Origin of the sequence: Streptomyces sp. NPDC018031 (genome assembly GCF_044327625.1) — a bacterium.
Taxonomy (GTDB): Bacteria; Actinomycetota; Actinomycetes; order Streptomycetales; family Streptomycetaceae; genus Streptomyces.
On the sequence record NZ_JBIRFT010000023.1, the window covers coordinates 36221 to 49222 of the forward strand.

A 13002-nucleotide genomic window follows, 5' to 3' on the forward strand; every position below is an offset into this window, starting at 1 on the left:
CTGGGGTGGGGTGGTCCGGCGGGCCGAACGCCCGTGTGCTGGAGGCTAGTCGGGTCGGTCGGCCCGCCGGATCGGCGCGCGGGTGGAGCCGGGCTCGGTCGTGGGTCCTACGTCCGGGGGGTTCCGGGGTGGGCGTCGCGTACCCGCAGGGCGCGGCGGGTGTCGTCGAGTTCGTCGGCGAGCCGGCGGCGCAGGGCGGGGATGGGTCCGGTGCCGGTGAGGGTCTGTTCGCCCAGGCGCAGGGTGTCGGGGTCGGTCAGCGGGAAGCCGTAGCGGGCGACGGCTTGGGCGATGGCGGGTCCGCGGCGGTGGGCGAGGGCGACGGCGGCGGGGAAGTAGCGGGCGATGTAGGGGTGGAGCAGCTGGTGCTGTTCGGGTTGCCAGAATCCGTCGGCGGTGGCGGTGACGAGGTAGTTGGACAGGTCGTCGCTCTCGAAGAGGGCGGTCCAGGCGGCTTCCTTGGCGGCGGTGCCGGGGAGGGCGGCGCGGCAGCGGGCGGCGCCTTCCTGGCCGGTGGCGCTGGGGTCGCGGTGGAGTTCGGTGTCGATGTCGGCGGGGGTGGCGGCGCCGAGGACGGCGAGCCGGTAGAGGATGCGCCAGCGGAGTTCGGGGTCGAGGGCGGGGCCGCCGGGGAGGGTGTCGTCGGCGAGCCGGCGCTGGAGTTCGGTGGTGTCGGTGGTGCTGTCGAGGTAGGTGCGCAGGGCGGTGAGGCGGAGGCCGGGGGCGGTGCCGTCCTGGGTGCGGTGGAGCAGGTCGCGGCAGGTGTCGAGGATGGTGGTGAGGGCTTCGGGGCGGGCGGTGGGGTGGAGGTAGCGGTCGGCGATCTGGTGGCGGGCGAAGGCGAGGACGCCTTCGGTGACGGCGCTGTCGGTTTCCCGCGGGAGGTGGGTGCGGGCGGCGTGGAGGTAGGCGGCGGGGTCCAGGAGGCCGTCGCGGACCATGTCGCGGGCGGCGTTCCAGACGACGGCGCGGGTGAGGGGGTCGGGGAGGCCGGAGAGGGCGGCGACGGCGGTGTCCCAGGAGGCGGGGTCCAGCCGGATCTTGGCGTAGGTGCGGTCGTCGTCGTTGAGGAGGAGCAGGTCGGGGCGGGGGCCGGGCCGGGTGAGGGCGAGGGGGGTGCCGACGGTGAGGTCGGCTTCGGTGCGGTCGCGGAGCCGGAGCCGGTGGGGGGCGTCGGGTTCCCGGTCGTACAGGCCGATGGTGATGCGGTGGGGGCGGCTGCCCTGGTGGTGGATCTCGGCGGTCCACTGGTGGTCGTCGGTGGTGAGGGTGGGGGTGAGGGTGTCGACTCCGGTGGTGCGCAGCCAGCGGTCGGCCCAGGCGGGTACGTCGCGGCCGGAGGCGCGGGCGAGGGAGTCGATGAAGTCGTCGAGGGTGGCGTTGCCGAAGCGGTGGCGGGTGAAGTGGTCGTTGATGCCGGCGAGGAAGTCCTTCTCGCCGAGCCAGGCGACGAGTTGGCGGAGGGCGGAGGCGCCCTTGGCGTAGGAGATGCCGTCGAAGTTGAGGCGGGCCGCGTCGGTGTCGGGGACGCCGTCGGGGTCGGGGGCGACGGGGTGGGTGGAGGGGCGCTGGTCGGCGTCGTATCCCCAGCTCTTGCGGCGGACGCCGAAGTCGGCCCAGGTGCCGGTGTAGTGGGTGGCTTCGGTGAGGATCTGGAAGCCCATGTACTCGGCGAAGGACTCGTTGAGCCAGATGTCGTCCCACCAGCGCATGGTGACCAGGTCGCCGAACCACATGTGGGCCATCTCGTGGGCGATGACCATGGCGCGGGTCTGGCGCTGGGCGTCGGTGGCGGCGGACCGGTAGATGAACTCGTCGCGGAAGGTGACCAGGCCTGGGTTCTCCATGGCGCCGGAGTTGAACTCGGGGACGAATGCCTGGTCGTAGGAGTCGAAGGGGTAGGGCTCGGTGAAGATCTCGTGGTAGCGGTCGAAGCAGCGCTTGGTGAGGTCGAGGAGTTCGTCGGCGTCGGCGTCGAGGTGGGGGGCGAGGGAGCGGCGGACGTGGAGGCCGAGGGGCAGTCCGCGGTGTTCGGTGCGGACGGAGTGGTAGGGGCCGGCGGCGAGGGCCATCAGGTAGGTGCTGATGGGCGGGGTGGGGGCGAGGCGCCAGCGGCCGTCGGCGGGGTCGCCGGTGCGCTGGGCGATGCCGTTGCCGAGGACGGTCCACTCGGGTGGGGCGGTGACGGTGACGTCGAAGACGGCTTTGAGGTCGGGCTGGTCGAAGGCGGCGAACACCTGGTCGGCGTCGGCCATGCAGCACATGGTGTACAGGTAGGTCTCGCCGTCGGCGGGGTCGGTGAAGCGGTGCATGCCTTCGCCGGTGTGCGAGTAGGCCATGTCGGCTTCGACGCGGAGTTCGTGGTCGCCCTGGGTGAGGCCGGTGAGGGGGATGCGGTCGTCGTGGTGGGTGGCGGGGTCGAGGTCGTGGCCGTCGAGGGTGACGCGGTGCAGGGCGGCGGCCTTGAGTTCGACGAAGGTGTCCGCACCGGGCTCGCGCGTGCTGAAGCGGATGGTGGTGGTGGAGCGGAACCGTTCCGCGCCGTGGGTGAGGTCGAGGTCGATCAGGTAGCGGTGTACGGCGATCAGGCGGGCTCGGGTCTGCGCTTCGTCGCGCGTGAGTACGGACATGTGGTCATGCTGCCGTACGGGGCGGCGGCGGCGCAGCGGCCTGGTGGGCGGGGGTGCGTCCGGTTTTCGGGGCGGGCGGTCCGGTGACCGGGGCGGGACGCCTGCCGGTGGGTTCACGGGATGTGGCCGGCGGTCTGGTGGCGGGGCGCGGGGTGCCTGGCGGCGGCGGGGGTGCGCCGGTGACGGCCGGGGTGGGGGCGGCTGCCCCGGGGCGGGCTCACGGGATTCGGCCGGCGGCTTGGTGGCGGGGCGGGGATCCGCTGACGGGTGGCTGCCCGATGCCCGGGCGGGGGCCGGGACCGGTGTGGGGTGCCTGTCCGGTGGTCGGAGGGCCGGGTGCCTGCCCGCGGCGGGGGTGCGCGGCGGCTGCCGGGGTGGGGGCGGCTGCCCCGGGGCGGGCTCACGGGATTCGGCCGGCGGCCCGGTGGCGGGGCGCGGATCCGTGGCGGGTGGCTGCCCGATGCCCGGGCGGGGGCCGGGACCGGTGTGGGGTGCCTGTCCAGTGGTCGGAGGGCCGGGTGCCTGCCCGCGGCAGGGGGCCCGGGGCGGCTGCCGGGGTGTGGGACGGCTGCCCCGGGGCGGGCTCACGGGATTCGGCCGGCGGCTTGGTGGCGGGGCGGGGATCCGCTGACGGGTGGCTGCCCGATGGCCGGGCGGGGGCCGGGACCGGTGTGGGGTGCCTGTCCGGTGGTCGGAGGGCCGGGTGCCTGCCGGCGGCGGGGGCCCGGGGCGGCTGCCGGGGTGTGGGACGGCGGCCCGGTGGCGGGGCGGGGATCCGGTGGCGGGGCGGGGATCCGGTGGCGGGGCGGGGGTCCGGTGGCGGGGCGGGGGTCCGGTGGCGGGTGGCTGCCCGGTGCCCGGGCGGGGGCCGTGTCCGGCCGGGTGCGGGGGACGTCGCCGGGTCGGTTCGGGGCGGGTCAGCGGGCGATGGTGTAGGTGATCTCCATTTCCTCGTCGGGGCATTCGGCCGCCATGTTGTCCAGGACGGCCAGTTCGGCGTGGTCGGCCGAGAGCCGGTAGCGGGCTTTGACCACGACCCATTCGGCGATGTAGCGGCAGTCGGCGCTGTCGTCGGAGGGTTCCCACCGAGCGGGGTCGCGGTCGCCCTTGCGGCGGACTTCGGCGGCGGAGACGGCGTTCCGGACGCGCGGGTCGTCCCGGTCGTTGGCGAAGGCGCGGCGTTCTTCCGCGGACCAGCGGGAGGCTCCGGAGTCCCACGCCTCGGCGAGCGGGACGGTGTGGTCGACGCCGAGGCCGCCGGAGCCGGTGTGGTCCTGCTTGTCGTAGTAGGAGGGCCAGGCGCCGCCGACGAGAGCCCGGCAGCCGGCGTCGGCCGTGGGCGGGGTGACGGCTTCGGCCAGCAGCACGTCGTCGCGGGTGTCGCAGCCGTCCTGGTCCTCGTCGGTCCAGTGCTCGAACAGGCCGCGGTGGTAGCCGGTGCGGTCCTCGGCGGCGACGGGCAGCAGGGTGAGGGCCCGGGCCACGGTGGTGGTCACGGTGTCGCCGGGTGCCGCGGTGGCCTGCGGGGCCGGCCCGGCCCGCGCCGCGGCTGCCGCGGCGCAGCAGGCGAGGGTCGTTCGGATGCGCTTGCCGGCCATGCCGTCCTCCTGCGGTCGGGGGGTGACACAGTGGTGGCGGCTGTGGTGCCGGGGCGCGCCGGGGCCGGGGCCGGGTTCACTCGGTCGGGTGGGTGGGGGTGGTGCCGCCCCCGGAGTTGTCCGCGATCGTCTCGTGGTGGCGGATCACCTCGGCGATGATGAAGTTGAGCAGTTTCTCGGCGAAGCCGGGGTCGAGCCGGGCGCTCTCCGCCAGTTGCCGGAGGCGGGCGATCTGGCGGGCCTCGCGGGCGGGGTCGGCGGGCGGGAGTTTGTGGGCGGCCTTGAGGAGCCCGACCTGCTGGGTGCATTTGAAGCGTTCGGCGAGCATGTGGACGACGGCGGCGTCGATGTTGTCGATGCTGGAGCGCAGCCGTTCGAGTTCGTCCCGCACGGAGGCGTCGGTTTCGCTGTTCGTCATGGTGCGACCCTAAGTGACCTGGCCGCCGGCCGGTGCCCCGGTCTGCATGGTGGGCGCGGCCGAGGGGGGCGGGCCGGGCCGGGGCCGGCTGCCCGGGCCGGGGGTGTCCGCCGGGGGGCGGGGGCTGATGGTGGGCGGGTGGTCGGGGTCGGGGACGCGGTCGGTGAAGCCGCCGGGGACGGCTCTGCCCTGCTGGGCGCGGAACCGGACGGGGGCGGTGCCGACGCGGCGGGCGAAGAGCCGGCTGAAGTAGGCGGGGTCGTCGTAGCCGACGCGGCGGGCGACGGCGGCGACCGGGAGGTCGGTGCCGGCGAGGAGTTCCTTGGCGCGTCCGAGCCGGATGCCCAGGAGGTAGTCCTTGGGGCTGCAGCCGGCTCCGCGGCGTACCGCGGTGCGCAGTTCGGCGGGTGTCATGCCGTGCCGGGCGGCGTGTTCGGCGACGGACAGCGGCAGGAAGGCGTCGCGGGCGAGGGCCTGGAGGACGGGGTGGCCGTCGCCGCCGGTGTCGGCGCGGGCGCGGCGCAGGGCGACGAGGAGTTCGTGGACCGCGGCGGCGGTCTCGACTTCCAGGAACGGGTTGCCGTGGCGGGCGGCGCGGGCGATCCGGCTGATGGCGGTGCGTGCGGTGGCGGTGTCGGTGAGCGGGACGACCGGGTGGTCGGGGTCGATGTAGCCGAGTTCGGTGTAGGTGGCGGTGGCGGGGCCGGTGAAGTCGACGAACGCCTCGTCCCAGGCCGGGTCGGGGGCGTAGTGGTGGGTGGTGCCGGGGGTGAGCCAGAGCAGGGCGGGCGCGGTGACGGTGCGGCGGCGGCCGTCCGGTCCGCTGAACCAGCCGCCGCCGGCGCTGATGACGACGGCCACGTGGTGGTCGAGGGTGCGTGGGCCGACGGCGGGCAGGGTGCCGTGCTGGAGTCCGACCCCGAGGCAGACCAGGCCGAGGCGGTGGTGGGCGGGGCTGGGGGTGAAGTACCGCATCCAGGTGTGATACATCCGCGCTCCGTGCGTGCCGGTGGTGCCGGCGGCCGTCCGGTCGGGGGCCGCCGCTGCGTCCAATCCATCGACGATCTTTGTCCATGGACCGTCCGTCCGCCAGGGGCGAGGGTGGGTGCGACAGCGGGACGCGGGTGAGAGGCAGGTCCGGGCGGTGCCGGAGTTCGTCGTGGGGAACGATCATTTCGAGCTGGACGGTCGGCCGGTGCGGCTGTTGTCGGGTGCGATGCACTACTTCCGGGTGCCGGAGGGGCACTGGGGGCACCGGCTGGCGATGCTGCGGGCGATGGGGCTGAACTGTGTGGAGACCTATGTGCCGTGGAATCTGCACGAGCCGCGGCCGGGCCGGTTCGAGGACGTCGGTGCGCTGGGCAGGTTCCTGGACGCGGCGCGGGCGGCGGGGCTGTGGGCGATCGTGCGGCCGGGCCCGTACATCTGTGCCGAGTGGGAGAACGGTGGGCTGCCGCACTGGCTGACCGGGTTGCTGGGGCGGCGGGTGCGCACCTCGGATCCGGAGTACCTGGCGGCGGTGGAGGGCTGGTTCGAGCGGCTGATGGCGGAGGTGGTGCCGCGGCAGATCTCCGCCCCGGCCGGTCATGGGGAGCCCGGCGGCGGCCCGGTGATCATGGTGCAGGTGGAGAACGAGTACGGCTCGTACGGTTCGGACACGGGCTATCTGCGGCGGTTGAGTGGGCTGTTGCGGCGGCTGGGGGTGACGGTGCCGCTGTTCACCTCGGACGGGCCGGAGGACCACATGCTCAGCGGTGGTTCGCTGCCCGGGGTGCCGGCCATGGTGAATTTCGGGTCCGGGGCGCGGGAGGCGTTCGCGGTGCTCCGCCGGCACCGGCCGACCGGTCCGCTGATGTGCATGGAGTTCTGGTGCGGCTGGTTCGACCACTGGGGTGCCGGGCGTTCGGAGCGGGCTCCGCGGGAGGTGGCGCGGGAGTTGCGGGAGATCCTGGACTGCGGGGCGTCGGTGAATGTGTACATGGCGCACGGGGGGACGAACTTCGGCGGGTGGGCGGGGGCGAACCGGTCCGGGGCGGATCACACCGGCGCGCTGCGGCCGACGGTGACCTCCTACGACTACGGGGCGCCGGTGGACGAGTGGGGCCGGCCGACGGAGCTGTTCCGGCTCTTCCGCGAGGTTCTGGCGCCGTTCGCGGACGGGCCGCTGCCGGCGGTGCCGGAGCCGCCGGCGGTGCTCGCCGCTCCGGTGGACGCCGGCCTGTCGCAGTGGGTGCCGCTGTCGGACGTGCTCGGGACGCTGGGGGACGAGGAGGTGGTGGGGCCGGTGCCGCCGACCTTCGAGGAGCTGGACGTGGACCGGGGGGTGGTGCGGTACCGGGTGGACGTGCCGGGACCGCGCGGCCGTTATCCGCTGCGGGTGAGCGGGTTGCGGGACCGGGCGGTGGTGCGGGTGGACGGGCGGCGGTGGGGGGTGCTGGAGGAGTCGGAGCCGGTGCTGGAGGGGGTGCCGGGGCCGGCGGCGGTGGAGTTGTGGGTGGAGTCGTTGGGGCGGGTGAACTACGGGCCGCGGCTGGCGGAGCCGAAGGGCATCACCGGCGGGGTGCTGCACGAGCGGCAGTATCTGCACGGGGTACGGGCCCGGGCGCTGCGGCTGGCGGCGGTCGGGGACGCGGACGCGGTGGCCCGGCTGCCGTTCCGGGGGCTGGGCGAGGTGGAGCCGGGCGAGGCGGGTGAGGGGCTGTACCGGGGGCGGTTCGAGGTGGCGGGCGCGGGGGACGCGGCGCTGCGGCTGCCGGGCTGGACGCGGGGCTTCGCGTGGGTCAACGGGTTCTGTTTGGGCCGCTACTGGTCGGTGGGGCCGCAGCGGACGCTGTATGTGCCCGGCCCGGTGCTGCGGGAGGGTACGAACGAGCTGCTGCTGCTGGAACTGGAGGGTGCGGGCGAGCCGCTGCTCCGGCTGAACGGGCGGACCGGCTGAACGGGCGGGTTCCGGGCCGGTGCCCGGCCGCATTCGGCCAGTCCCGCGGAGGCCCGGGCCCGGGTCAGTGCCGGGAGGTGCCGGGAGGTGCCGGAAGGTCCACCCGCCGGCGAGCGGCGCGTCGTGGGACACGACGACGCGGATCGCGCCGCCGAGGTGTGAGACGGGTCCCGGCTGCCGTACGGCGAGTGCCTCCCTGCGGGAAGGACAGGCCGACGGCGGCGCGCGTTCGGTGCGGATTCGGGGCGGTACGCGCGACGGCCGGCGGGTGCCGTTCGGGCCGGGGGCGGCGAGGATGATCGCCATGGATCCCGAACTCGAAGCCTTCCTCCCGTTCCTCCCGGACCTGGACATGGACGATCCGGTGTCCGCGCGCAGGAGCTTCGCCGAGCGTGCCGCCTCGGTGCCGGCGCCGGACACCTCGGGCATGGCGGTCGTGGACCGCAAGGTGCCCGCCGATCCGGACGTACCGGTGCGGATCTACCGTCCGCACCGGGCGCGGGGGGCCGTCGTCTGGCTGCACGGCGGTGGTGGCGTCTTCGGTGATCTGGACTCCGAGCACCCGTGGGCCGCCCGGCTGGCGGCCGGCTCGGGGGCGGTGGTGATCTCGGTGGGCTACCGGCTGGCGCCCGAGCACCCGTACCCGGCCGCCCTGGACGACGCCTACGCCGTGCTGGTCTGGGCGGCCGGGCACGCGGCGGAGCTGGGGTTGGATCCCGAGCGGATCGCGGTCGGCGGTCACAGCGCGGGCGGGGCGCTGGCCGCGGCGGTGGCGTTGCGGGCCCGGGACCACGACGGCCCGCCGGTCCGCTTCCAGTTGCTCAACCAGCCGGGGCTCGACGACCGGCAGGAGACGTGGTCGGCGCGGCACTTCACCGACACGCCGTGGGTGAACCGCGACAAGATCGCCGCGGCGTGGCGGCACTTTCTGGGTTCCGCGCCCGCCACGCCGTACGCCGCCCCGGCCCGCGCCACCGATCTGGCCGGTCTGCCGCCGGCCTATGTCACCACCGCGGAGTTCTGCCCCAACCGGGACGAGGGCATCGGTTACGCGCTGCGGCTGCTGGCGGCGGGTGTCTCGGTGGAACTGCACCAGTGGGCGGGTACCTTCCACGGTTCGCAGGCGATCCTGTCCGCCGAGGTGTCGCAGCGGCAGATCGCGGAGCTCGCCGCGGCGCTGCGCCGGGCCGTCGCCGGGTGAGGCGGCCGGGCCGGGAGCGGGACCGCCTCCGCCCCCTGTGGGGGGTATGAGCGGAAGGGGGCGGAGGCGGTCACCGGGGAGGGCCGGTCAGTCCAGCTCCTCCACGGTGAAAGAGTCCATGGTGAACTCCGCGGTTCCATGGTCTCCGGTCTTCCGGAGTCCCACCCATGCCTCGCCGGCGGCCGGCGCGGTGAAGGTGTGGCTGTGGGTGGCCGGTCCGCTGGTGGCGGGCAGCGGGGTGCGGTGCAGTTCGCGGGGGCCGGGGTCGTCCACGGCGGTGATCCACGCGTACTGCCCGGCGTGTTCGTTGGCGTACCGCAGGGTGACCCGGTAGGCGTGTCCGGGCCGGAAGCGGACGGTGTGCGGCACGGTGCGGTAGACCACTCCGGTGTTCTCGCCGCGTGACTTGAGCGACTCGGAGCCTTCCAGTACGTCGTCGACGGCCTTGCCGTTCCAGCCGGCCTGGGTGTACGGGGCGTGCCGTTGGGCGATGTGGGTTCGGGGGTCGGTGGCGCCGCCGGCGTCCCCCTTCACGAACGGGCCCCAGCCCTGCGGCACGTTCTCGAAGTCCTCGAAGACCAGGGTGCCGGGCCGGGCGGTGCGGGTGGCGGGCACCACCCGGACCCGGTCGAAGCGGATCCTGGCCGCTCCGGCGGCGGCGGTGAGGGTGAGGGTGACCGGCCCGCCGCCCTCGGGGACGGTGAAGTGGGTGAACATGCGTTGGAAGCGGGTGCCGTGTTTGGCGTCGGCGGCCACGTGGTTGACGGCGGTGGAGGTGTCGGTCCAGTTCTCCGCGGTGACTCCGTCGGCGGTGGTGACGCGCAGGCCGGCCCGGCGTCGTTCGCCGGCGGTGGCGCCGACCTCGACCTGGACGGAGGCGGCGTAGTCGCCGGGGGCGAGGCGGGCGAGCCGCTGGGCGACCGTGGCGGCGGCGCCGGCGGCGACGACGAGCTCGTGGTCGCCGAGGTCGCTGCGGCGGACCGAGACCGGCCCGGTGGTGTGCCAGCCGTCGAGGTTGCCGGAGTTGAAGCCGGGGTCGTACAGCGGGGTGCCTTCGCCCCAGCCGGGCGCGGCCGCGGAGGGGTGGGGGGTCTTCTCGGACGGCGTCCGGGAGGGGGTGCGGACCACGACGTAGGGGGTGCCGGGTTCGGCGCTGATCGTGATCCGGCCGTTGCGGACGGGCAGGCTGCGGGCGTCGGTGCGGCCCTGGTCGGTGAGCCGGTGCAGCACGACCCGGGTGTGGCCGACCCAGCCGCGGGGCAGCCGCCAGGTGGTGGTGCCGCCGGCCGGGTTGTAGTGGTAGAGCTTGGCGGGGTCGGTGGCGTGGCGGGGTTCCCAGGGCAGCAGGTAGCGGCCGCCGTCGTAGACGAGGCGTCCGTCGGTGGTGATGCGGCGGATCCCGCCGGTGTCGCTGACCGAGGTCCGGGTGGGGCCTTCGAAGGTGATCTCGTGCTCGTCCCAGGTGCGGATGGGGTACGCCTGGAGGTATTTGGCGGGGAGGCTGTCGGTCCAGATGAGCCGGTGGAAGACGTTCCAGTCGGTCTTGCCGACCCAGCCTTCGAAGTTGCCGGTGCGCGGGATGCCGAGCAGGGTGGGCCACTTGTCGGCGAAGACGTCCTTCTGGTGGTTGCGGATGAAGCGGATGAGGCGGGAGTTGATGCCGCGGGAGGTGTCGGGGCCGTAGTCGGTCTCGGTGGCCCAGTGCGACCACAGCGCGGAGCGTTCCAGGCCGTGGCCCCATTCGGTGGTGATGTGCCAGCCCTGGTCGCGGAGCGCGCGCTGGAGCCGGTCGGAGTTCCAGCCGGATTCGCGGAAGACGTCGATGTAGAGGGTGTTGAGGGCCGGGTGGGTCTCGTCCCGCAGGTCCTGGAAGCGGCGGATGATGTCGCCGGAGACCAGGTCGCGGCGGGCGTCGATGCGGTAGGACTGGTCGAGCCAGTCCCACTGCTCGTCGTGGATGTCCACGAGTTCTTCGGAGAAGGCGTTGGCGACCGGGTAGGACTCGGTGGCGTTGACGTGCACGCCGAAGTCGCTGTTCCAGCGGGCGCCGGCGCGCAGCAGGGTGTTGAGGTCGGCGAGGCCGCCGGCGCGTTTGTTGTGGTTTCCGGCGTAGTCGGGGTGGGCGGAGTCGTGCCCTTCCGACTGGTAGCCCTTGAGCAGCGTGTACTGGCGCAGTCCGTCGGTGGCCAGGGAGATCCGTTTGACGTTGTCGAGGGTGGCGAGGAACGGGTTGGTGGCCTGGCTGGCGAAGTTGAAGGGGATGTGCGGTACGACGCGCAGGTGCTGTTCGTCGGCGCCGAGCGGGTCGGTCATGATGTCCCGCATCGCGATGGCGGCGTCCTGCCAGTCCACTCGGCCGTCGCCGTTGCGGTCGCGGGTGAGGATGACGGTGGCGTACGGCAGCGGCTCGGTGTCGCCGACCGGGGAGCCCGCGGCCCGGTGGGTCCACTGGCCGCAGCCGAGCCGGGTGGTGATGTGCCCGTCCTCCCGGACGGTCTGCCGCCACAGCCGTCCGTTCTCCCAGGTGGTGCCCGCGGCGGTGGAGGGCTTGTCCCAGACGGTGTTGGTCTCGATGGCGGCGGCCAGCCGGTCGGTGCTGACGACGGCGTAGGCGCAGCCCAGCGGTGCGGGGTCGGTGGGGGTGCCGGGGCCGACGGTGGTCAGGGTGTCGCCGCTGCCGGCCTTGTCGAGCTGGATGCGGGCGGCGTACAGGGTGGCGCCGGGCTGGTCGTCGCGGAGGCTGAGCAGGGCCAGGCCCGGGATGCGCAGGGTGCCCACGCGGAGCGTTTCGGTGTCGTGGATGCGGGTGACGCGCCAGTGGACCTGCCAGCCGTGTACCCGGATCTCGACGTCGATCTCGGTGTGCGGCCCGCTCCCCCGGCCGGGGTCGGTGCCGTCGTCGAAGGTGAGGGTGTAGGTGATGCGGTCAGTGCCGGGGGTGGCGGTGGTGCGGGGGGTGTGTCCGGTCTCGTCGATGAGTACCGAGCGGACCGGTTGCCGTTGTCCGTGCAGCACCGCGCCGGTGCCGCGGTCGGTGTAGGAGATGACGCCGGGGAAGTCCGGGTCGACGCGGACTTCGAGCCGTTCGGAGCGCAGCACCGGCTCCGCCGCCCGGGCGTGGGCCGTGCCGCCGCCGACGGCGGTGGCCATTCCGGCCAGTGTGGTGGTGACCACGACCGCCCTGCGGCTGGGTCCTCTGTCCTCTGTCCGGGTCACGCGCCGGCCTCCTCCGCCTCGCTGGTGTGAACAGTGCTCCACCCTGGGGTGGCGGCGGGGTGCGGGCCCATGGACAAAGGCGTGGCGGTGTTGGACTAACGGGCGGGGTGTGCGGGGGGTGCGGCAGGGCACTGCCCCGGGCCGGGAGGAAGTCCGGTCCGGGGCAGTGTGTCCGGTGGTGTGCCGTCAGCCGCCCAGCTGACCGGCGGCCGCCTTGATGTCGGCGGCGAAGTGGCTCACCTGGGTGTACACGCCGGGCTTGCCGGGCCGGGCGCAGCCTTCGCCCCAGCTGACGATGCCGACCTGGACCCACTTGTCGGAGTCGTCCTTGCGGAACATCGGGCCGCCGGAGTCGCCCTGGCAGGTGTCCACGCCGCCCGCGTCGAGGCCGGCGCAGAGTTCTTCGGCGTCGACCAGGTTGGCGTAGCTGCCGCCGGCGTTCTTGCAGGTGGCGTCGTCGATGAACGGCACGTTGGCCTTGAGGAGGTAGCGCTGCTGGTCGCCGCCCTCCTTGTCGGCGCCCCAGCCGGCGATGGTGAAGTCGCCGTTGTCGTAGGCGTCGGTCTCGGCGAGGGGCAGGGTGGGCAGGTCGAGGGCCTTGTCGAGCTTGATCAGGGCCCAGTCCTTGCCGGTGCCGTTGTAGCCGGGGGCCTGCAGCACCTCGGTGGAGGTGGCGGTCTGGGCCGCGGAGTCCTCCAGGTCGACGACGCCGCCGGTGACGGTGATGTCGGTGTTGGGGCCGCTGCCGTCGACGCAGTGGGCGGCGGTCAGCACGATGTCCTGGGTGTAGAGCGCGCCTCCGCAGCCCATCGACAGGCGGACCATGAAGGGGAATTCGCCCTGCTCGGCGGGGGTTCCGCCGACGACCGGGGGCTTGGCGGTGGTGTCGGCGGGCGAGGCGAGGGCGGTGGCGGGGAGCAGGCTGAGTCCGGCGAGGGCGACGGCGCCGACGGCAGCGGTCCGCTTCACCTGCTTCAGGATGTTCTGCAACGGATTTCCTT

8 protein-coding genes are annotated in these 13002 nt (G+C 74.2%); 2 read left to right on the plus strand and 6 right to left on the minus strand.

What is annotated here, in order from left to right:
- Positions 1-107: 107 nt before the first annotated feature.
- The 4 genes from pepN to ACH4B3_RS31250 all read right to left on the minus strand — a co-directional run bounded on the left by pepN (position 108) and on the right by ACH4B3_RS31250 (position 5636).
- Positions 108-2630 carry an aminopeptidase N gene (gene pepN, locus ACH4B3_RS31235; protein ID WP_398468603.1) on the minus strand — a complete coding sequence of 841 codons (2523 nt, stop codon included), beginning with the start codon at positions 2628-2630 and terminating at the stop codon, positions 108-110.
- A 917-nt stretch (positions 2631-3547) separates the two neighbouring features.
- Positions 3548-4228 carry an HNH endonuclease gene (locus tag ACH4B3_RS31240; protein ID WP_398468605.1) on the minus strand — a complete coding sequence of 227 codons (681 nt, stop codon included), beginning with the start codon at positions 4226-4228 and terminating at the stop codon, positions 3548-3550.
- 76 nt (positions 4229-4304) lie between these two features.
- Entirely contained in the window at positions 4305-4646 is a 342-nt protein-coding gene (locus ACH4B3_RS31245) for a chorismate mutase (protein WP_398468607.1), read from the minus strand.
- Positions 4647-4655: 9 nt separating this feature from the next.
- Entirely contained in the window at positions 4656-5636 is a 981-nt protein-coding gene (locus ACH4B3_RS31250; protein ID WP_398468609.1) for an AraC family transcriptional regulator, read from the minus strand.
- Between the two features lie 154 nt (positions 5637-5790).
- Here ACH4B3_RS31250 and ACH4B3_RS31255 point away from each other — a divergent pair, with 154 nt between their 5' ends.
- Positions 5791-7584, plus strand: a complete 1794-nt coding sequence (locus ACH4B3_RS31255) for a beta-galactosidase (protein ID WP_398468610.1) — start codon at positions 5791-5793, stop codon at positions 7582-7584.
- Positions 7585-7888: 304 nt separating this feature from the next.
- Positions 7889-8785, plus strand: a complete 897-nt coding sequence (locus ACH4B3_RS31260) for an alpha/beta hydrolase (RefSeq protein WP_398468612.1) — start codon at positions 7889-7891, stop codon at positions 8783-8785.
- A gap of 87 nt (positions 8786-8872) precedes the next feature.
- Here ACH4B3_RS31260 and ACH4B3_RS31265 read toward each other — a convergent pair whose 3' ends face one another.
- Positions 8873-11935 carry an endo-alpha-N-acetylgalactosaminidase family protein gene (locus ACH4B3_RS31265; RefSeq protein ID WP_398468687.1) on the minus strand — a complete coding sequence of 1021 codons (3063 nt, stop codon included), beginning with the start codon at positions 11933-11935 and terminating at the stop codon, positions 8873-8875.
- A 252-nt stretch (positions 11936-12187) separates the two neighbouring features.
- The gene (locus ACH4B3_RS31270) at positions 12188-12991 is read right to left on the minus strand and encodes a S1 family peptidase (RefSeq protein WP_398468614.1); all 804 of its coding nucleotides are present in this window, start codon (positions 12989-12991) and stop codon (positions 12188-12190) included.
- Positions 12992-13002 lie beyond the last annotated feature (11 nt).

Excerpts from the sequence above, each read along its gene's own strand:
- ACH4B3_RS31260 (WP_398468612.1), top strand. The coding sequence starts at position 7,889 with ATGGATCCCGAACTCGAAGCCTTCCTCCCGTTCCTCCCGGACCTGGAC.
- ACH4B3_RS31250 (WP_398468609.1), bottom strand. The coding sequence starts at position 5,636 with ATGTATCACACCTGGATGCGGTACTTCACCCCCAGCCCCGCCCACCAC.
- ACH4B3_RS31245 (WP_398468607.1), bottom strand. The coding sequence starts at position 4,646 with ATGACGAACAGCGAAACCGACGCCTCCGTGCGGGACGAACTCGAACGG.
- ACH4B3_RS31265 (WP_398468687.1), bottom strand. The coding sequence starts at position 11,935 with ATGGCCACCGCCGTCGGCGGCGGCACGGCCCACGCCCGGGCGGCGGAG.
- pepN (WP_398468603.1), bottom strand. The coding sequence starts at position 2,630 with ATGTCCGTACTCACGCGCGACGAAGCGCAGACCCGAGCCCGCCTGATC.
- ACH4B3_RS31240 (WP_398468605.1), bottom strand. The coding sequence starts at position 4,228 with ATGGCCGGCAAGCGCATCCGAACGACCCTCGCCTGCTGCGCCGCGGCA.